Here is a 20,031-nt window from a genome sequence, read left to right as displayed (position 1 = left end):
ACCCGGACCGCCACCCGATCCGAGATCATTTCCGTGTCCCGAGGTGTATACGCACGGTGACATCGGTAGAACGGTTGGTGATCACTGGAGAACATCCACCGGGGGGAACACCCATGAACAAGTCCATCGCCGCGCGCACCACCGTCCTGGGCGGAGCCCTGCTCGGCGCCTCGCTGCTGGCGTCCGTGCCGGCGGCGCAGGCCGAGCCGGCGCCGGCTCCGGCGGGGAAGGTCGAGTTCGCCTACTCCGCGCCGGAGGTCGCGCGGGCGGGCGACTCGGTGACCTGGAACTGGACGCTCCGCAACCTGGGCGCCCAGAACGTGGACAACGTCGTCCTCACGCACAGGATCACGCCGCAGCTCAAGGTCGCGAAGGTCTCGCCGCAGTGCAAGGTGCTCGCATCCACGGTCCGCTGCGCCTACGGCAGGCTCGCGGCGGGCGCGACGACCAGGGGCGCGCTCACCGCGGCCGTCCCGTCCAACACGCGCGGGTCCATCCAGATCAACGGCCGGGTCACCTGGCAGGAGCGGCAGGTGCCGGCGGGCACGAGCGCGCCGGGCGAGCAGGCCGCGCCGGGCCAGCAGGCCGCGCCGAACGGGCAGGCCGCGCCGGAGCAGCAGGTCGCGCCGGACGCCCAGACCGCGCCCGACGCGAAGGCCGCGCCGAACCAGCAGGCCGCTCCCGAGCAGCAGGCTGCACCGAACCAGCAGGCCGCGCCGGACCAGCAGGCCGCTCCCGAGCAGCAGGCTGCGCCGAACCAGCAGGCCGCGCCGGAAGCGCCGAAGGCCCCGGCCGCGCCCAAGAGCCAGGCGGCGTCGTCCGGCAAGGCCGCGACGAGCGGCCGGACCCACCAGGCGGCGCCCGCCATGATCCCGCCGCAGGGCTGACCGGACACGCGCCGTGACGGACGGATCGGACCGGCTTCTCGGGCCCGTCCGGTCCGTCCGCGGTGGTGCGGCGAGGCGGCCGCAGGCCCTGCGGCGCAAGGATTTTCGCGTCGCCACGAGGCCCGTTCCGGTTCGAACCGGCGCCTTCGTGGGGATTAAAGGGGGTAGCGGGCGGCCAGCTCAGGGGCCACACTGATTGCGGGCCGGCCGTCACGGCCGGCTGTCGCGGCCCGCCCGCCCCCGGCAGGGCAGTGACGCCAGGTCGGTAAAGGACGGACCGGAAACGCCCCTGGGGAGGTCCTCATGGCGGGTGCACAGGTGCCGGAGACGATACTCGGGCCTCGGGCCGGGGCGCGCGCGAGCCGCGCGCCCGCCGAGGCGAAGGAACGCACTGCCGATCGCACGGTGACGGCCGCCTCCGAGCCGGCGGAGGCCGTCTGATGCGCCAGGTCCTGCTGCTCAACGCGACCTACGAACCCCTGACCACGCTCCCGCTCCGCCGCGCCGTCGTCCTCGTCCTCCGGGACAAGGCCGAGATCGTCCACCAGGACACCTCCGGCGCCCTCCTCCACTCCGCCGCCCTGACGGTGGAGGTCCCCTCCGTGATCCGGCTCCGCCGGTACGTGCGCATCCCGTTCCGCACCCGCGTCCCCCTGACCCGGACGGCCCTGATGCGCCGCGACAACTTCCGCTGCGTCTACTGCGGCCGCCGCGCCGAGACCATCGACCACGTGCAACCGCGCAGCAGAGGCGGCAAGCACGTCTGGGAGAACTGCGTCGCGTGCTGCCAGAACTGCAACCACCGCAAGGCCGACCGGCTGCTGGACGAGCTCGGCTGGACGCTCCCGATCACGCCCGGCGTGCCGCGCGGCGCGCACTGGCGGCTGATCGGCATCGTCCACGACGGCGACCCCCAGTGGGCCCCCTACGTCACCGAACCCGCCGCCTGACCCCGCGTCCGCCCACCTGACCTGCCGCCTGACCTCGCCGCCCGGCACCGTCCAGCGCACGCGGCCCGCGCTGCCGTCCCGGCTCGGCCCGCGCTGCCGTCCCGGCTCGGCCCGCGCTGCCGTCCCGGCTCGGCCCGCGCTGCCGAACCCGCCGCCTGACCCCGCGACGGGAACGGGCGGGCCCACGTATCCTGGTCGGGTGCCACGGTATGACTATCGCTGCCGCGCGTGCGGTTCGACCTTCGAGGTCTCGCGACCGATGATCCAGGCGTCCGACCCGGCCCCCTGCCCGGAGGGCCACGACGACACCGTCAAGCTGCTGTCCACCGTCGCGGTGACGGGGCAGGCGTCCGCGCCCGCCCCGCGCTCGGGCGGCGGGGGCGGTGGCTGCTGCGGCGGGGGCTGCTGCTCCTGATCCGGACGCAAGGGCCGGGCCCCGGACGCGATGTCCGGGGCCCGTCGCCCGTCCACCCTCCCGCCGCGTGCTCGGGCCGCCGCGCGCTCGGGCCGCGGCGTGGTTGGGCCGCCGCGTGGCCGGCCGCGGCGCGGTCACTCGGCGCTGTCGCGGAGGCGGCGCAGCTCGGCGGCGGTCTTGCTGATGTCGTAGTCGGCGTCCACGCCCTCGACGAGGAACAGGTCGCTGGGGATGTGGTCGCTGCGCTTGGCCATGATCGCGACGTAGGCGTCCGAGGCGTACCAGGCGCGGGCGGCGTCCGCGTCCGGGAAGCCGATGATGACCACGACGCCGGGGAAGTCGCCCTCCTTCACGTCCGGGACGCCGCCGTGCACCAGGAACCGGCCGCCGAACGGGTCCATGGTCTCCTGGATGCGCTCCATGTACTCCAGGACGTCGTCGTGCAGGCGCGCGGGCGGGTACATGCGGGCGATGGCGTAGGCGGCGGGCATGGCGTGCTCCTCGGTTCTCCTCCCGGACGCCCGGTGCGCCCGGTTGATGATCTTTAGTCTGCCCGGCGGACCCGGGAGCAGGCGATGACGTCGGACGTAATGCCACCGCCTACCCCCGGGGGAACGGTCTGCCGGACGCGCGTCAGCGCAGCCGGTAGGCGGAGATGATCTCCTGCCGGACGGAGCTGCCGCCCGAGTCCCGCGCGGTCACGCGGAGCGACAGCGAGCCGCCCGCGGCCGGCTTCGGCAGCGCGGCGGAGAACTTCCCGCCGCCGAGCGCGCGGACGGTCGCCGCGTGCCAGGTCTTGCCGCCGTCCACGGACCTCTCGACCGCCAAGCCCGTCGCCGTCGCGCGGGCCGAGCCCGCCATCCGCGCGACGGTGAACGTCGCGGGCGCGCCGGTCGGCTGGTTGCGCAGGTCGAGGCTGAGGTCGTAGTCGACCAGCAGCAGCGGCAGCCGCTCGGATGACGTCCCTGACGGCACACCGGACCGGAACGTCCAGGTCGTGGACGTCCGGGGCGAGACCTGCAGAACCGACGACGAGTCGGTTTCGTAGCGCAGCGTGAAGGTCGCGGCGCGCGCCGGGACGGGGAAGTCCGCCGCCGCCGAGGCGACCTGGCCGATGCGGCGCGTCCCCTCGCTGAGCGTCATGGTGTGCTTCAGCGTCGGGATCATGTCGCAGTCGAAGCCGTCCCGGCGAACCTGGAGGTCCACCAGGTGGACGTGCACGTTCCCGCTCGTCCGCAGGGACGGCGCCGGGGCGCAGCCGCTTTCGGAGTGGCCCGTACCCGAGTACGGTCCGGGCCGGAACGGCTGGCGGCCCCACGTCTCGGCGGCGCGGGAGCCGGGCTTCAGCTCGGCGAAGTCGCCCAGGTCGCCCCAGCCGCCGTCCGCGACGGCCCGCGGGAACGCCTCGTGCATCCAGAGCACGCCGGGGCTCGCGCTGACGTAGTCGGTCCGCGTCGTGCCGGACGGAACCTCCGATCCGGCCTGGAAGCCGACGGACAGCGGAGCGTTCGGAGCCAGCGCGTACCGGACGTCCGAAACCGGCTTCGAGGTGTCGCCGTCCAGGGCTGCGAACCGCTGGTCGATCCGGGCCATCTTCGCTTGCTCGGCGGGCGTGACGACGTGCGACGCATCGGCGGGCACGCCGCCGGGACGCGGGTAGAACAGGTCGTACACCGCGCCGGGAGCGGTCAGCCGGAACCCGGTGGCCGTGGTGATCGACCCGGTGGTGAGGCGGCCTGGCATGGGCTGTGCGAACACCTGGCCGGGCAGGCTGTCCGCGGTGTAGACGCCGTCCGCGATGATGCCCTGCCGGAACGACCGGACGACCGACAGTGACGACATCGCGGTCTTCGTCGCGACGCCTTGGACGCTCGCGCCGAACGGCCGCGCGGCGGTGCCGTCGAGAGTGACCGTGACGTCCCGGTCCACGGTGATTTCGGGCGTGCCGGCGAGGGCCGTCCGCATGAGGTCGGACCGGGAGTCGCCCACGCTGCCGATCACGCTGTAACGGCCGTCCGGAACGCGGACCTTGGTGCCGCCATCCGCCGGGACGTCCACGCCCTGCGCGAACTGCGCGACGTCGTCGAGGTTCACGACCGACGCCGACCCGCTGTAGTCCTTCGCGGCCGTGCCCGGGATCGGCTTGCCGACCACCGTCACGGTGTGGCTCGGGGCCTCGACGGCGAACGTGACGGGCGTCCGCGCGCTGTGCCCGCCGCCCGTGGCGGTCACCTCGGCCGCGTAGAGCCCCGGACGTGGCACCTTTACGGTCAGCTGCGCGGTCGCGGTGCCTCCGGCCGGGATCGCGAGCCGCGTCGCCGACAGCTTCGCGGCCCCGGCGACCGTGCGGCCCTGCCGGTCGGTGACCGTGACGGACAGGCTCGCCGTCACCGCCTTGCCCGGCGCGCTCCATGCCAGCTTCGTCCCCAATGCCGGATGTGCCGGGAACGCTGACGTGCCCAGATGCGGGACGGCCTGCCGCGACAGCAGCGGCGCGGTCACCGCGGCGCCCGCGTCGAGCCGTCCGGCGCCGACCTCGTAGGCGTCCCGGTCCTTCGCCGTGGCGGCCGACCCGACGAGGGCCGCCTTGAGCTGGTCGCCACCCCAGCCCGGATGCTTCTGCGCGACCAGCGCCGCGGCGCCCGCGACGTGCGGCGTGGCCATGGACGTGCCGCTCAGCGCGGTGTACCGGGCCGAGATGATCCGGCCGAGGGACGTCCCGGTCGCCCGGGCGGCGACGATGTCCACGCCCGGCGCGACGAGCTCGGGCTTGGCTGCCGTCCGTCCGGCGCGCGGGCCGCGGCTGGAGAAGGGCGCGAGCCGGTCGGACGCGTCGACCGCGCCCACGGTGAGCGCCGTGTCGGCCGAGCCCGGCGTGTTGACCGAGCCGATCGCGCCGTCGTTGCCCGCCGCGACGACGAAGAGCGTGCCGTTCCGCTTGGACAGGCCGTCCAGAGCCACCGAGAGCGGGTCGGTGCCGTCGGTCGTGTCGCCGCCGATGCTCATGTTGACGATCTTCGCGCGGGTGGCGGCCCACTCCATGCCCGCGATGAGCTGCGACTCCGGCGCCCGCCCGTCGTCGTTCAGGACCTTGCCGACCAGCAGCCGCGCGTCCGGCGCGACGCCCTTGCGCGACCCGCCGGACGCGTTCCCGCCGCCCGCCACGATGGCCGCGACGTGCGTGCCGTGCCCGAACCGGTCCTTCACGTCGGGAGATGTGGAGAAGTTCGCGCTCTCGGCGATCCGTCCCTTGAGGTCCGGATGCGTGGCGTCCACGCCGGTGTCGAGCACGGCGACCTTGACGCCGCGCCCGGTGGCGCCCGCCTTCCACGCCACCGGCGCCCCGACCTGCGTGAGGTTCCGGTCGAGGCCCGGCTTCGCCGCACCGGACGGAGCGCCCGCGGCCGGGACGGGCGCCTGCGGCGCGCGGGTCGTGTGGACGGTCCGGTCGAGCCAGATGTGGGACGCGTCGCCGCCCGGCGCTGCGGCGAGCGCGCGTCCGAGGCGCCCGGTCCCCGACTTCGGCTGCCGGACGGCCACCGCGTCGAGGCTGGCGAGCCGCCGCCCCTGCGGCAGCGCCGCCGCCACCGAGCGCCCGGACCGCTGCACGATCAGCGGCAGTTCGCGGCTGCGCGCGTCGTCCAGGCCGTTCTGGATCAGTGCCGTCACGTCGAACAGCGCCGGGTCGACGACGCGCCCGCGCAGCCGCGCCACGTCGGCGGGCACGACGACCACGTGCCCGTCCGGCCGGACCGACGTGCTGAAGACCTTGTTCCGCCGGTCCGCGCCGGGCCGCACGCCCACGCTCGGGACCGCGCCCTTCCGCGTCCGGACGGTCACCACGTCCCCGGTGAACAGCGTGACCTGCCATGACTTCCCGCTCGGCAGCGGCTGCACGGGCGACGGCGGCGCCGCCCACGCGCCCGCACCGCCGAGCGGTGTCAGCGCTGCGGCGAGGACGGCCGCGCTCGCAAGGGCGGCCACGCCGGATCTGATGGGTCGCAAGGAGAGTCCTTTCCGTTGATCTCTCCCTGTATTGACCGACCGCCCCCTCCGCTTTCACGCCGAAAACGCGAACGCCCGCCCGGACCTGCGTCCGGCCGGGCGTTCGGAAAGCTTGCGCTCCGCCCTGCGTCGGACGCCCGCATGCGGGCTGGGCGCGTCCGGAATGCGGAACGCCCGCTCGGGTCTAGGCCGGGCGGTTGGTTCGGGGGGCTTGCGCTCCGCAGTGCGGCGGACCGCCAGGACGCGGGCTGGGCGCGTCCGGAATGCGGAACGCCCGCCCGGACCTGGGTCCGGGCGGGCGTTCGGGGGATGGTGGTCAGGGGTTGAGGAGGGTGACGTCGCGGGCGGCGCCGGTGGAGGCGGACGTGGCCATGGCGGCGTAGGCCTGGAGTGCGGCGCTGACCTTGCGGTCGCGGTCGCGCGGGCGGTAGCCGCCCAGCTCGGCGAGCAGCTGCTCGCGGCGCGCGGCCAGCTCCTCGTCCGGGACGTCCAGCTGGAGCACGCGGTTCGGGATGTCGATGACGATCCGGTCGCCGTCGCGGACGAGCGCGATCACGCCGCCGCCCGCGGCCTCCGGGGAGGCGTGCCCGATCGACAGCCCGGACGTGCCGCCGGAGAACCGGCCGTCGGTGATCAGCGCGCACGCCTTGCCGAGCCCGCGGCCCTTCAGGAAGGAGGTCGGGTACAGCATCTCCTGCATGCCCGGCCCGCCGCGCGGCCCCTCGTAGCGGATGACGACGACGTCGCCCTCCTTGACCCTGCCGCCGAGGATGCCCTCGACCGCCGCGTCCTGCGACTCGAAGACGACGGCGGGGCCGGTGAAGGTCCAGAGCTCCTCCTCGACCCCGGCGGTCTTGACGATCGCGCCGTCCTCGGCGATGTTGCCGCGCAGGACGGCCAGGCCGCCGTCGGTGGTGTAGGCGTGCTCGACGTCGCGGATGCAGCCGTCCACGCGGTCGAGGTCGAGGTCGTCCCAGCGCGCGGACTGGCTGAACGCCGAGGTCGAGCGGACGCCGCCGGGCGCGGCGTGGAACATCTCGACCGCCTCCGGCAGCACGTCGGGGGAGCGGACGTCCCACTTGGCGAGGTGCTCGGTCAGCGAGGACGAGTGGACCGAGGTGACCGTCCGGTGCAGCAGCCCGGCGCGGTCCAGCTCGCCGAGCAGCGCCGGGATGCCGCCGGCGCGGTGGCAGTCCTCGACGTGGTACTTCGCGGTGGCCGGGGCGAGCTTGCAGATGCACGGCACCCGCCGGGACAGCTCGTCGATCTCCTTGAGCCCGAAGTCGACGTGCCCCTCGACCGCGGCGGCGAGCAGGTGCAGGATCGTGTTGGTCGAGCCGCCCATGGCGATGTCGAGCACCATGGCGTTCTCGAACGCGTCCTTGGTCGCGATGTTCAGCGGCAGCACGGACGTGTCGTCCCCGTCGTAGTACCGCTTGGCGATCTCCACGACCGTCCGGCCCGCGTCCTCGTAGAGGCGGCGGCGGGCGGTGTGCGTGGCGAGGACGGTGCCGTTGCCGGGCAGCGCGAGCCCGATCGCCTCGGTGAGGCAGTTCATCGAGTTGGCGGTGAACATGCCCGAGCAGGACCCGCAGGTCGGGCAGGCGTTCTCCTCCATCTCGGCGAGCGTGGCGTCGCTGACCGACTCGTTCGCGGCGGCGATCATCGGGTCGATCAGGTCGAGCTTGTGCCCGCCCTGCACGCCCTGGACGGGCTTGCCCGCCTCCATCGGCCCGCCGGACACGAACACCGTGGGGATGTTCAGCCGCAGCGCGGCCAGCAGCATGCCGGGCGTGATCTTGTCGCAGTTGGACACGCAGACCAGCGCGTCCGCGCGGTGCGCCTCGACCATGTACTCGACCGCGTCGGCGATCAGCTCGCGGGACGGCAGCGAGTACAGCATGCCGTCGTGGCCCATCGCGATGCCGTCGTCCACCGCGATGGTGTTGAACTCGCGCGGCACGCCGCCCGCCTCGCGCACCGCGCCGGCGACGACGTCGCCGACCTCGCGCAGGTGGACGTGCCCGGGGACGAACTGGGTGAAGCTGTTGGCCACCGCGACGATCGGCTTGCCGAAGTCCTCGCGCTGTACGCCGCTGGCGCGCATGAGGGCGCGGGCGCCCGCCATGTTCCTGCCGTGGGTGACCGTACGTGACCTGAGCGGTGGCATGGGACCTCTTCCAACCGTGGACGAGCGTGGACGGCGAGCGGGACCTCGTCCGCGGCGGGTGGGGCGGGCGCGGGCCGGGCTCGGGCCGCAGCGGGCGGGTGGCGCGGCGCTGCCGCCGGTCGGCCGGTGCGTCCGATCGTACCAACGCCGCGCGCATGCCCCGGCGGAACCCTGGACGTCTCGTCTCACATGCTGGAACGCCTGTTTCCGGCAAGGCGCGGGCCGGGGGCGGGCGGAGGGCGCCCGCGCCGCGCCGGGACGGCTGCTCCGGGCGCGTGGGGAAGCTCGTCGTCGAGCCTGATGGGCGGCCCGGTCCGGCTGGACCGCCCGGGCGGTGCGTCGATCGGTGGTGCGTTGATCAGCGTGCGTCGGTCACCGGTGCGTTGATCACTGGTACGTCGATCGGTACTGCGTTGACCGGTGGTGCATTGGGCGATGGTGCGTCGATCGGTGGTGCGTTGATCAGCGTGCTGGTGGTGCGTTGATCAGTCGGGGTACTTCGGCGGCAGGGACTCCTCCGCCGCCTGGAAGATGCGCTCCACGTCGGTGCCGGTGAGTATGCGCGGCCGGCGGCGCAGGTAGCCGCGCGCCCGGTTCCCCGCGTACACGTCGACGTCGCGGACGCGCATGACCTTCCACGGGATGGACGGCCCGTAGATCGCCACCGAACCCTGGACCGGCACCTCGAAGCCGACCCGGCCGCTGATGATCTTGCTGGCCAGGTCCGCCTCCCAGTGCGTCTCGTCCAGCCGGTCCTTCTTGTTGAAGGGGCCGTGGAAGAGCTTGCGGTGGGAGAGCGTGCGGACCGGCAGCCGCTTGTCCCACGCCTCGGAGTCGATCGCGTACACCCCGCTCGGGCCGATGACCAGGTGGTCGATCCGGCCGTCGCTGACACCGTCGTCGTCGCGGGGCACGGCCCGGGCGTGCAGCACCCGGTAGCCGTTCTTCTCCAGGGACTTCAGCTGCCGTTCGGTTCTGCGCTCGACCGCCGAGGCCTTCTGCCACGCCTCCACGCTGGAGGCCGTGCGGGCCCGGCGGAACACGTCCGCCGCCACGACGAGGACCGCCGCGATGAGGCCGAGCTTGAAGTTGAGGACGACCGACACCAGCAGCAGCACCGCCAGCGCGGCCACGCCGCGCTGGAGCCACCGCCGCGTGGCGGGGTCGCCGAGCCTGTCGCCCAGCCCGAGCGGGCCGGACTGCTCCTGGACCGAGCCCTGAACCGCGGCTCCGCCGGATTCGGGGGGCCCGCCGGGATCTCGGGCTGTGCCGGGTTCGCCCGGCACGCCGGGCGCGCCGTGCTCGCCGGCTGCGACGGCGACGGGTTCGCCTTCGGGCCGGCGCCGCTCCGCGGCCTGTTCGGGCTGGCCGCGGGCCTTCTGCGGGTTGCTCCGTTCCGTGATCGCCATAGGTGACGCTCCGTGTTCCTTTCGCGCCGGAAGCATGATCCTCCGAGCGCAGAGTAATCACTTCGCCGGTCCCCGACCAGTCATGCCGGGTTAATAGTTTTGTCGCCGTTTCCGGGCGGTTCGCGGACTCGGCGGACGGGTAGGTTCATTGTCCTCCCGTGCCTGCGGCTAGCGTTCGGCGTGTGACCGACTCAGTGACTCATACCCACGACCTCACGGCCGAACAGACCGCCGCCGCCGTCCGTTCCGGCGAGGTCTCGCCCGTCGAGCTGACCCGCCACTACCTCGACCGCGCCGAGCGGCTGAACGACCGGGTCGGCGCGTACGTCACGCTCACCCCCGAGCTCGCGCTGGAGCAGGCGCGCGCCGCGGAGAAGCTCGTGACCGGCGCGGACGACCCGGCCGAGCTGCCGCCGCTGCTCGGCGTGCCGGTTCCGGTCAAGGACCTGAACATGGTGTCCGGGGTGCGGATGACGCTCGGCTCGGCCGCGCACGCCGACCTCACCGGCTTCGCCGACGACACTGTTGTGGTGCGGTTGAGGGAAGCGGGGTCTGTCCATCTGGGCAAGACGAACACTCCGGAATTCGGTCTGCCCTGTTATACGGAAAACGACGTGGCGCCCCCGGCCCGGACGCCCTGGGACACCTCCCGCTCGGCGGGCGGTTCGTCCGGCGGGGCGGCCGCGGCGGTCGCGTCCGGTCTCGCTCCGGTCGCGCAGGGCAGCGACGGCGGCGGCTCGATCCGCATCCCGGCGTCGGCGTGCGGCCTGTTCGGCATCAAGCCGTCCCGCGGGCGGATCTCGCACGGGCCGATCGTCCCGGACCTTTTCGGCCTGTCCACTAACGGGCCGATCACCCGGACCGTCCGGGACGCCGCGCTCCTGCTGGACGTCATGTCGGGTCCGCGTCCCGGCGACATCTACCGCGCGCCGGACGTCGAGGGGACGTTCCTCTCGTACACCGAGCGCCCGCCGGGCCGCCTCCGCATCGCCCGCAGCATCGAGGCGGGCGTCCCCGGCGTGGTGATCCACCCGGACGTCCAGGCCGCGTACGACGAGGCGTCCGTCCTGCTGGAGGAGCTCGGCCACGAGGTCGTGGACGTCCCGGTGCTGTGGAACGCCGACCTGGTGCCGCACTTCGAGACGCTCTGGGCGGCGATGGCCACCCTCACGCCCGTCGCGCCCGACCGAGAGGAGATCCTGCAGCCGCTCACGCGGTGGCTGCGCGAGCGCGGCCACGCCACCGGCGGCCCGGCGCTCATGCAGGCCCACGCGGCCCTCCAGTCGGCCATGCGGACCGTCCTGCCGGTGCTGGAGCAGTACGACGCCATCCTGCACCCGACGCTGGCCCAGCCCCCGGCCCCGATCGGGTACTTCCACGGCCAGGAACCGCAGGAGAACTTCGAGCGGCAGAAGCTGTACACGCCGTTCACCTCGGTCTACAACGTCTCCGGCCAGCCCGCCGTCAACGTCCCGCTGCACTGGACGGACGAGGGCCTGCCGATCGGGATCATGCTCGCGGGCCGTCCGGGCGGCGAGGGCACGCTCATCTCGCTGTCCGCGCAGCTCGAAGAGGCGCGCCCCTGGGCGCACCGCAAGCCCGAGATCTGGCACGCCTGACCGCCGGGCTTTGGGCCCGTTTTGGGCGGGCATGGGGTGGGGGTGAAGGACCGGGATCTGGACCTGCGGGCGCTGGCCCGCGCGCACGGCGTCTCCACCGACTACTTCGACTGGCGGGGACGGCCCGCGGTGGTCTCGCCCGAGACGCTGCGGGCCGTCCTCACGTCCCTCGGGGCGGACGTCTCGACCTCCGCGTCCATCCGGGACGAGCTGGAGCGGGCCGCCACGCCGCGCCGCCTCCCGCCCGTCGTGGTGACGCGGCCCGGACGCCCCCTCGGCAAGGACGGCACGGTCGTGCTCGCGGACGGCCGCGTCCTCGACCTCCCCACGGACGAGGAGCTGCCGCTCGGCTGGCACGAGCTGTCCGTGGACGGCGCGGAGGCGGCCTTGCTCGTCGCGCCGGAACGGCTCGGTACGGGGCCCGCCGCGTGGGGCGTGACGGCGCAGCTGTACTCCGTCCGGTCGCGGGCGTCCTGGGGGATGGGCGACCTGCGCGATCTCGCCGACCTCGCCGCGTGGGGCGGGCGGCAAGGCGCGGGGTTCGTCCTGATCAACCCGCTGCACGCGACCGAGCCCGTCCCGCCGGTCGGGCCGTCGCCGTACTCGCCGATGAGCCGCCGCTTTGCCAGCCCGCTGTACCTGCGCGTCGAGGACGTCCCCGAATACGCGTCCCTCGCGGCGGACGAGCGCGACCGTGTAGACCGCCTCAGCGCGCCCCTACGCGCCCGTAACGCGACCCTGGACGCCCTGGACCGCGACGCGGTCTGGACGGCCAAGCTAGAGGCCCTGGAGATCCTCTACAACGCGCGTGCGCACGAGCCGGACGAGTTCCGGGCCCGGGAGGGCGCGCCGCTTACGGCATTCGCGACGTGGTGTGCGCTGTGCGAGGAGCAGGGGCCGGACTGGCGTGAATGGCCCGCCGAGCTGCGCGACGCCGAGGGCCCGGCCATGCGGGCCGCGGCGTACCGGCTCGCCGACCGCGTGAACTTCCATGCGTGGCTGCAGTGGCAGCTCGATCGGCAGCTCGGCGCGGCGCAGGCGGCGGCGCGCGGGGCGGGGATGCCGGTCGGGATCGTCCATGACCTGGCGGTCGGCGTGCATCCGGCCGGCGCGGACGCGTGGATGTACCGGCCGCTGTTCGCGCCCGGCATGAGCGTCGGGGCGCCGCCGGACGAGTTCAACCAGCTCGGCCAGGACTGGGGCCAGCCGCCCTGGCACCCCGGACGCCTCGCCGAGGCCGCCTACCTGCCGTTCCGCGGCATGGTCGCGGCGGCGCTCCGGCACGGCGGCGGGCTGCGGCTCGACCACGCGATGCAGGTGTCGCGCCTGTGGTGGGTGCCGGACGGCGCGTCCCCGGCGGACGGCGCGTACGTCGCCGCCGACCGGGACGCGATGCTCTCCGCCCTGACCTGGGAGGCCGCCCGAACCGGCGGCGTGGTCGTCGGCGAGGACCTCGGCACCGTCGAACCCGGCCTCCGCGAGGACCTGGCCGCGCGCGGCGTCTACGGGACGTCCCTGCTCTGGTTCGAGCGCGACGGTAACGGACGTCCGAAACCCCCGGGGGAGTGGCGGGAGCTGTCCCTGGCCACGGTCGGCACGCACGACATGCCGCCGATTACCGGGATGCTGCACGGCGACCACATCGACCTGCGCGACCGGCTCGGCCTGCTGACCCGGCCGCGCGCGGTCGAGGACGCCGAACACCGCCGCGACCTGGGCGAATGGCTCGACCTCCTGGCCGCGGAAGGGCTGCTGGCGACACCTCCGGCGACCGTCCTGGCGGCGCTGGACGACGGCTCGACCGCGCACGACGCAGAGGTCGTCCAAGCCCTGCACGCCTTCCTGCGCCGCACCCCGGCCCGCCTCGCCGGCCTCGCGCTCACCGACCTCGTGGGCGAGCGCCGCACGCAGAACCAGCCCGGCACGACCGACGAATACCCCAACTGGCGCGTCCCCCTGGCCGACGCCGCCACCCACCCCGTCCTCCTGGACGACCTCGGACCGCTCCGGCCGCCGCGCCCCTGAGCCCGCTCAGGCCAGCGCGTCCTTGAGGCGGCGGGAGACCTCCTCCAGGAGGTCGTCCTTGACGATCTCCGTGGACGCGATGGCCGAGAACAGGCCGGGCAGCCCCGGCAGCGGGTAATCGTCGGTGTCCTCGTTCTTCAGGGCCACCTCGCCCAGCGGGTGGTGCCGCAGCGACGCCCGGGCACGCGCCCACGCCGTCTCGACCTCCTCCGGCGACGGGACCCCGAACCCGTGCCCGACCGGCGCCGCGTGCCGCAGCCGCACCAGGGCGCTGTCGGCGAAGTCCGCCGCGAGCCGGCAGCGGTCGGTCAGCTCGGCGCGGATCCGGTCGTCCAGCCGGGTCATGACGCTGCACGGCGTCCGGCACCTGGCGGCGCAGTCGCCGAGCGCCCGCGCCACCTGGCTGTGCTGCCGGTCCAGGTAGGCGCGCCAGCCCGGCCCCGGCTCCTGCGCGACGCGCAGCGTCCGCTCGCAGGCAGACCGCTCGGGCCGGGTGTGGTCGCAGCGCCGCTCCGACCCCGGCTCCACGGGCACGCCGAACCGGCTGTCCGGGCCGGACACCGACCGTCCGATCAGCGCCGGGTCGCCCGCGTGCCCGAGCACCGGCTCCCACGCCAGCATCGGCGCGTACTCGCTCGCGATGTGCACGGCCGCCACCAGCGGCGCCATCTCCCGGCGGCGCCACCGGATCTCGATGACCTCCAGCAGCAGCCGGTACGCCGGACGCAGGCTCGCCAGCGCCCCGCGCGGACGCTCCTTCGCCGTCTGCGGCATCCGGCTCGCCCGCGCCCGGTCGAGCAGGTCCTTCGGGACCTCCCCTGCCTCCTCCGGCATCCCGAAGTCCTCGGCGTCCAGGTCGAGCACGCGCTGCCCGAACGCGCACAGCGGCGCGACGGGGCCCTGGGCCGACGCCGTCAGCGCCTCCAGGTCCCCGAACGCATACCGCCCCGCCAACACCCTGAGCACGTCCCGCGCGGTCTCCACCCCGACACTCTGCCACGCGTTCTCACCGATCAATCCGCCGCCGATGGAAAACCTTCCCCACCCGCGCCGCCGTGGCAGCAGAAGGCCGCCCGTCCGCTGGGGACGGGCGGCCTCCTCGGGTTCGCTTAGGCGGTGGCGGCGTCCTTCGCCCGGGCCTTGAGCGCCCGGGCGACGCCGTCGCGGCCTTCGGAGAGAAGGCGGGCGAGGGCGGACGGCGGCCGCTCGTCGGCGATGTAGGCGTCCGTGCGGTCGACCGTGGACTGGTCGATCACCAGGAACGGGTAGCCGACCTCGGCGAACGTCTGGGACGTGTCGCTCGACCACTCCTTCCAGATGCGGCCCACCTCGGCGAAGTACTTGTCGACGTAGGGCAGCAGCAGGTCGGTCTGGTCCGGGTCGACGAAGCCGCCGATCGTGGCGCGGAACACGGCGTTCGGCAGCGTCCCGGACACGATCTTGTCCCAGGCGGCGGCCTTGGCCTCGGCGGTCGGGATCGCGGCGGCGCCGGCGGCGGCGTGCCGCTCGCCCGCCGCGGTCGGGTCGCGCTTCAGCTCGGCGTCCAGGTCGGCCTGCCCGGCCTCGCCGGTGACGACCAGGCGGCGCAGCAGCGTCCAGCGCAGCTCGGTGTCGACGGTCAGGCCGTCCAGGACCTCGGTGCCGTCCAGCAGGGCCCGGACGTAGGCGAGGTGCTCCGCCGAGGACGCGACCCCGGTGAACGCCTGGACGTAGGCGAGCTGGAAGTCCGAGCCGGGCGCGGCCTCGCGGGCGAGGTCGTACAGCGCGTCCGCCATCAGCCGCAGGCCCTCGGGACGCCAGGCCGGGTCCGCGTACTGCTGGAGGGCGGTGCGCGCCTGCCGCAGCAGGGTCTGGGTGACCATGATGTCGGTGACGCCGCGGATCCCGGACAGGACGAGCCGGACGTAGTCGCGCGTCGCCATCTCGGCGTCGCGGGTCATGTCCCACGCCGCCGACCAGCACAGGGCCCGCGGCAGGCTCTCCTTGACGTCGCCGATGCCCTCGACCAGCGTCTTCAGCGAGTGGTCGTCGAGCCGGACCTTGGTGTAGGTCAGGTCGTCGTCGTTCACCAGGATCAGGTCCGGGCGCTTGTCGCCGACCAGCTCGGGCACCTCGGTGCGCGCGCCGACGACGTCCAGCTCGACCCGGCGGCGGCGGACGATGCCGTCCGGCGTCCGGTCGTACAGGCCGATCGCGAGGCGGTGCGAGCGCAGCGTCGGGTACTCGGGCTTGGCCTCCTGCAGGACGGCGAAGGACGAGAAGTTGCCGTCCTCGTCCAGCTCGTAGGACGGGCGCATGGTGTTGACGCCCGCGGTCTCCAGCCACTCCTTCGACCAGGACGTCAGCTCCCGCCCGGACGTCTGCTCCAGCGCGCCGAGCAGGTCCGCGAGGACGGTGTTGCCCCACGCGTGCCGGTCGAAGTAGTGCCGGACGCCTTCGAGGAAGTTGTCCCGCCCGACGTAGGCCACCAGCTGCTTCAGGACGCTCGCGCCCTTCGCGTAGGTGATGCCGTCGAAGTTGACCTCCACCGCCCGGATGTCCGGGATGTCGGCCGAGATCGGGTGCGTGGACGGCAGCTGGTCCTGCCGGTACGCCCACGCCTTCTCCAGGTTCGCGAACGTCGTCCAGGCGCCCTTCCACTTGGTCGCCTCGGCCTGGCACAGCACGCTCATGAACGTCGCGAACGACTCGTTCAGCCACAGGTCGTCCCACCAGCGCATGGTGACCAGGTCGCCGAACCACATGTGCGCCATCTCGTGCAGGATCGTCTCGGCGCGGCGCTCGTAGGCGGCGTCGGTGACCCGGCTGCGGAAGACGTAGTCCTCCAGGAACGTCACGCAGCCCGCGTTCTCCATCGCGCCCGCGTTGAACTCCGGCACGAACAGCTGGTCGTACTTGGAGAACGGGTACGGGCGGCCGAAGACGTCCTCGAAGAAGGCGAAGCCCTGCCGCGTGACGTCCACGATGGCGTCCGCGTCCAGGTGCTCGGCCAGGGACGCGCGGCAGAACACGCCGAGCGGGATGACCGTGCCGTCCTTGCGCCGGTACTCGTCCCGGACGACGTGGTACGGCCCGGCGACCAGCGCGGTGATGTAGGTGGAGATCCGCGGCGTCTTCGGGAAGTGCCGCACCGCGCCCTCGACCCGGTCGGGTGCCTCGTTCGACACGACCTGCCAGTCCTCGGGGGCGGTGATCGTGAACTCGTGCGTCGCCTTCAGGTCCGGCTGGTCGAAGCAGGTGAACATCCGGTGCGCGTCGGCCGTCTCGAACTGCGTGTAGAGGTAGACGGACTGGTCGACCGGGTCGACGAACCGGTGCAGGCCCTCGCCGGAGCGGGAGTAGGTGGCCTCCGCCACGACCTTCAGCTCGTTCTCGGCGGCCAGGTCCGGCAGCGGGATGCGGCCCTTCTCCGCGTCGTAGGACGCCGGGTCGAGCGCCCGGCCGTTCAGCGTCACCTCGTGCACGACCCCGCCGTGCAGGTCGACGAAGCTCGACGCGCCGGGCTCGGCGCAGCCGAACCGGATCGCGGTGGTGGAGCCGAACCGCTCGGCGCCGGTCGTCAGGTCGAGCTCCACCTCGTACGACTCGACGGTGAGCAGCCTCGCCCGTTCCCGCGCCTCGTCGCGCGTGAGGTTGCCTGCCACGTGTACTCCTTGGTCGTCAAAGAACCCGGTTTGGTCGTCAAAGAAGACTGTCGGTCCATGTCTACCAATGCCGAGGCCTCCACGGCGCGCGCGGCACCGCCCCGTGGCAGTAAGCCCCCACCCACTCACCCCCCGTATCCCGTTCCCCCAATGCCCCACCCCACCCCCGCTGCGCGCCGCGCAGCCCGAAGCCGAGGGCAGCGCGGCCCGAAGCCGGGGCGCTGCGCGGTCCGAGTCGTTCGCCCCGATTCCGCCTGGCCCGCCCGCGGCTGCGCGCGGCGAGGTCCGACGCCGGGGCGCGGCGTGGTTCGGAGTCGGGCGACGCGGTCCAAGCCCGGGGCGGCGCGGCCCGAGGTCGAGGCACGGCGAGCTCCCGAAGCCGGGGGGCGCTGCGCGGTCCGAAGCCGGTGGCCCGGCGCGGTCCGAAGCCGGGGCGGCGCGGTCCGAGCCCGGGCGGTGCGGTCCGACGTCGGGGGCAGCGTGGTCCGGAGCCGGGGCGCGGCGGTCCGAAGAGTTCGCCCCGATTCCGCCTGGTTCGCACACGGCTTGGCGCGGCGCGGTTCGTAGCCGGGGGGCGAGGTCGGGGCACAGGGGGTCCGGGGCGCGGGGTGGCCTGAAGGCGGGGGCTGTGCGGGGCGGAGTTGGGGCGGCGTGTCCGAATCGGCGGGGTGGGGAATGGGGGAGGTTCGGGCGGGGTTGGGCGTAACGACTCTTGACCTGGCCTTGAGGAGGCTGACGATGTCCCAGCGCGTCGACTTCTGGTTCGACCCGCTCTGCCCGTGGGCGTGGATCACGTCCCGGTGGATCCACGAGGTGGCCGAGCACCGCGACCTGGACGTGCACTGGCACGTGATGAGCCTGTCGGTGCTGAACGAGGACAAGGACGTCCCGCAGCACTACAAGGACATGATCGAGCGCGGTTGGGGCCCGGTCCGGATCGCCATCGCGGCCGAGCAGAAGTACGGCGCGGAGGCGCTCGGACGGCTCTACACCGAGCTCGGCACCCGCCGCCACAATGGCGGCCAGGAGTGGAGCCCGGAGCTGTTCCGCGAGGCGCTCACCGCCGCCGGCCTCGACCCCGAGCTCGCCAAGGCCGCGGACGACACGTCCCTTGACCCGGCCGTCCGCGCGTCCCACCAGGACGGCATCGACCGCGTCGGCCAGGAGGTCGGCACCCCGGTCATCGAGATCGAGGGGCACGCCTTCTTCGGCCCGGTCGTCACCCCGATCCCGCGCGGCGAGCAGGCCCTGAAGCTCTTCGACGGCGTCGTGGCGGTCGCGTCCGTGGACGGCTTCTACGAGCTGAAGCGGACCCGCACCCGCGACCCGATCTTCGACTGACCCCCGCCCGCTCCGGCGCGTCCCGACGCCGACGAGAAACGTTCCGTTGTGGACGAAGAAGTCCCGTTGCGGACGATGTCGTTCCGTTGCAGACGTTCCGCAGCGGACGGTCCGGAGCGGTGGATTCGGTCCGGGCCGGGGTCACCCCCTGGCCCCGGCCCGGAGTCATGGAGGCCCGGTCAGGCGCTGGTGCGCGCGGGCTCGTCCGGCCTTCCGTCGGCGAGCCCCGCGGACCAGCGCTCCTCGACCCGGCCGAACTTCCAGTAGAGCAGCGCGCCCGACCACAGGACGAGCAGCAGCCCGGTGACGACGAACCCGGCGATGTTCAGGTCGAGGGCGGCGATCCAGTCCCAGAACCCGCCGGTCAGCCCGGCGCGGTCCTGCAGGACTTGGAGCAGCTCGGTGCCACCGATCACGAACGCGAACACGACCGAGACGCCGGTCAGGGTGATGTTGTAGAAGACCTTGCGGACGGGGTTGGAGAACGCCCAGCCGTAGGCGAAGTTCATGAACGTGCCGTCGATGGTGTCCCAGAGCGACATGCCCGCGGCGAAGATGATCGGCAGGCAGAGCGCCGCGTACCAGGGCAGGCCCGCGCCCGCCGCCGCGCTGCCGGCCAGGGCGAGCAGCGCGATCTCCGAGGCGGTGTCGAAGCCCAGGCCGAACAGGAAGCCCAGCGGGTACATCTGCCACGGCCGGGTGATCAGCTTGGTGAACCGGCCGAGGATCCGGTTCATGAAGCCGCGGTTGTTGAGCTGGTCCTCCAGCGCGGCCTCGTCGTACTCGCCGGCCTTCATCCGCCGGAAGACCTTGACGATCCCGACCAGGATGACCAGGTTGATCGTCGCGATCGCGGCCAGGAACGTGCCGGACACGGTCGGGCCGATCGTCCCGGTGATCTTGTGCAGGCCGGACTCGTCGTCCGAGATCCCGTTCGCCAGGGCCTTGACGCCGAAGGTGAGCAGCATCGAGGCGACGAACACCACCGACGAGTGTCCGAGCGAGAACCAGAAGCCGATGGACATGGGCCGCTTGCCCTCGTTCATCATCTTCCGGGTGGTGTTGTCGATGGCGGCCAGGTGGTCGGCGTCGAAGGCGTGCCGCATGCCGAGCGTGTAGGCGGTCAGGCCGACGCCGATGCCGAACAGCTTGCCGTCCCCGAGCCGGTAGTGGCCGGGCAGCACCAGGAAGAGAAGGATGCCCCAGCCGACCACGTGCAGCGCGAGGATGAACGCCGCCATGCCGCCGAGCCGCCCCCACTCGCCCGCGGCGAGCGAACGCCTCACTCCGACACCGCTCTCGCCCATCCGGCCGGTCCCTTCTCGCGCGTGAACTGCTCCCACCAGATTCACGCACTTGCAAATCATTTGCAACTAGACCCCACGTGATCTTCACCCCTCCCTCCCCGCAGGCGCCCCGCACAGCCGTCCGAGACGGGCACGGCAGCCGCCCGAGACCGTCCCGGAACCCCCGCCGCGCCCGCCGCGCACCGCGCGAGGCGGCCCGTGGAAGTCGCCCGAGACCGTCCCAAGACATCGCCCGAAGGTCTGGGGAGACTCCCGAGAT

At 73.4% G+C, this 20,031-nt stretch carries 13 protein-coding genes; 6 read left to right on the top strand and 7 right to left on the bottom strand.

All coding sequences use genetic code 11. The features are described 5' to 3' along the window. The first annotated feature begins 113 nt into the window (after positions 1-113). The 3 genes from FHU30_RS35845 to FHU30_RS35835 all read left to right on the top strand — a co-directional run bounded on the left by FHU30_RS35845 (position 114) and on the right by FHU30_RS35835 (position 2,252). Positions 114-887: a hypothetical protein gene (locus FHU30_RS35845; protein WP_253881990.1), complete on the top strand. Its 774-nt coding sequence runs from the start codon at positions 114-116 to the stop codon at positions 885-887. Between the two features lie 440 nt (positions 888-1,327). Then, positions 1,328-1,837 (top strand): HNH endonuclease, encoded by a 510-nt coding sequence (locus tag FHU30_RS35840; RefSeq protein WP_253881989.1) that lies wholly within the window; start codon positions 1,328-1,330, stop codon positions 1,835-1,837. Between the two features lie 199 nt (positions 1,838-2,036). Beyond that, positions 2,037-2,252 (top strand): FmdB family zinc ribbon protein, encoded by a 216-nt coding sequence (locus FHU30_RS35835; RefSeq protein WP_253881988.1) that lies wholly within the window; start codon positions 2,037-2,039, stop codon positions 2,250-2,252. Positions 2,253-2,386: 134 nt separating this feature from the next. Here FHU30_RS35835 and FHU30_RS35830 read toward each other — a convergent pair whose 3' ends face one another. The 4 genes from FHU30_RS35830 to FHU30_RS35815 all read right to left on the bottom strand — a co-directional run bounded on the left by FHU30_RS35830 (position 2,387) and on the right by FHU30_RS35815 (position 9,836). Next, positions 2,387-2,743, bottom strand: a complete 357-nt coding sequence (locus FHU30_RS35830) for a DUF1330 domain-containing protein (protein WP_253881987.1) — start codon at positions 2,741-2,743, stop codon at positions 2,387-2,389. Between the two features lie 142 nt (positions 2,744-2,885). After that, positions 2,886-6,257: a S8 family peptidase gene (locus tag FHU30_RS35825; RefSeq protein ID WP_253881986.1), complete on the bottom strand. Its 3,372-nt coding sequence runs from the start codon at positions 6,255-6,257 to the stop codon at positions 2,886-2,888. Between the two features lie 316 nt (positions 6,258-6,573). Continuing rightward, positions 6,574-8,427: a dihydroxy-acid dehydratase gene (gene ilvD, locus FHU30_RS35820; protein ID WP_253881985.1), complete on the bottom strand. Its 1,854-nt coding sequence runs from the start codon at positions 8,425-8,427 to the stop codon at positions 6,574-6,576. A gap of 485 nt (positions 8,428-8,912) precedes the next feature. Next, on the bottom strand, positions 8,913-9,836 hold the full coding sequence (locus FHU30_RS35815) for a nuclease-related domain-containing protein (RefSeq protein ID WP_253881984.1): 924 nt from the start codon (positions 9,834-9,836) through the stop codon (positions 8,913-8,915). A gap of 194 nt (positions 9,837-10,030) precedes the next feature. On the opposite strand from FHU30_RS35815, the gene FHU30_RS35810 reads away from it, so the two are divergent. Both FHU30_RS35810 and malQ read left to right on the top strand, forming a co-directional pair. Beyond that, the gene (locus FHU30_RS35810; RefSeq protein ID WP_253882151.1) at positions 10,031-11,455 is read left to right on the top strand and encodes an amidase; all 1,425 of its coding nucleotides are present in this window, start codon (positions 10,031-10,033) and stop codon (positions 11,453-11,455) included. Between the two features lie 42 nt (positions 11,456-11,497). Next, the gene (gene malQ / locus FHU30_RS35805) at positions 11,498-13,480 is read left to right on the top strand and encodes a 4-alpha-glucanotransferase (RefSeq protein WP_253881983.1); all 1,983 of its coding nucleotides are present in this window, start codon (positions 11,498-11,500) and stop codon (positions 13,478-13,480) included. Positions 13,481-13,486: 6 nt separating this feature from the next. On the opposite strand, the gene FHU30_RS35800 is transcribed toward malQ, so the two are convergent. Both FHU30_RS35800 and pepN read right to left on the bottom strand, forming a co-directional pair. Beyond that, positions 13,487-14,464 carry a hypothetical protein gene (locus FHU30_RS35800; RefSeq protein WP_253881982.1) on the bottom strand — a complete coding sequence of 326 codons (978 nt, stop codon included), beginning with the start codon at positions 14,462-14,464 and terminating at the stop codon, positions 13,487-13,489. A 125-nt stretch (positions 14,465-14,589) separates the two neighbouring features. Beyond that, a complete protein-coding gene (gene pepN / locus FHU30_RS35795; RefSeq protein WP_253881981.1) occupies positions 14,590-17,124 on the bottom strand; it encodes an aminopeptidase N in 2,535 nt (844 codons plus the stop codon). 738 nt (positions 17,125-17,862) lie between these two features. Here pepN and FHU30_RS35790 point away from each other — a divergent pair. Then, positions 17,863-18,465, top strand: coding sequence for a mycothiol-dependent nitroreductase Rv2466c family protein (locus tag FHU30_RS35790; RefSeq protein WP_253881980.1), 603 nt, complete (start codon positions 17,863-17,865; stop codon positions 18,463-18,465). A gap of 179 nt (positions 18,466-18,644) precedes the next feature. Here FHU30_RS35790 and nicT read toward each other — a convergent pair whose 3' ends face one another. Further along, complete coding sequence (gene nicT / locus FHU30_RS35785) at positions 18,645-19,772, bottom strand: Nickel transporter NicT (protein WP_253881979.1); 1,128 nt, start codon at positions 19,770-19,772, stop codon at positions 18,645-18,647. Positions 19,773-20,031 lie beyond the last annotated feature (259 nt).

It is taken from the genome of Actinomadura rupiterrae (assembly GCF_024172125.1).
Classification (GTDB): Bacteria; Actinomycetota; Actinomycetes; order Streptosporangiales; family Streptosporangiaceae; genus Spirillospora; species Spirillospora rupiterrae.
This window is presented reverse-complemented; position numbering and strand designations above follow the sequence as displayed.

Bases quoted from the DNA above. Each gene is read 5' to 3' on its own strand.
- FHU30_RS35845 (WP_253881990.1), top strand. From the start codon at position 114: ATGAACAAGTCCATCGCCGCGCGCACCACCGTCCTGGGCGGAGCCCTG.
- FHU30_RS35840 (WP_253881989.1), top strand. From the start codon at position 1,328: ATGCGCCAGGTCCTGCTGCTCAACGCGACCTACGAACCCCTGACCACG.
- FHU30_RS35830 (WP_253881987.1), bottom strand. From the start codon at position 2,743: ATGCCCGCCGCCTACGCCATCGCCCGCATGTACCCGCCCGCGCGCCTG.
- ilvD (WP_253881985.1), bottom strand. From the start codon at position 8,427: ATGCCACCGCTCAGGTCACGTACGGTCACCCACGGCAGGAACATGGCG.
- FHU30_RS35815 (WP_253881984.1), bottom strand. From the start codon at position 9,836: ATGGCGATCACGGAACGGAGCAACCCGCAGAAGGCCCGCGGCCAGCCC.
- FHU30_RS35790 (WP_253881980.1), top strand. From the start codon at position 17,863: ATGTCCCAGCGCGTCGACTTCTGGTTCGACCCGCTCTGCCCGTGGGCG.
- nicT (WP_253881979.1), bottom strand. From the start codon at position 19,772: ATGGGCGAGAGCGGTGTCGGAGTGAGGCGTTCGCTCGCCGCGGGCGAG.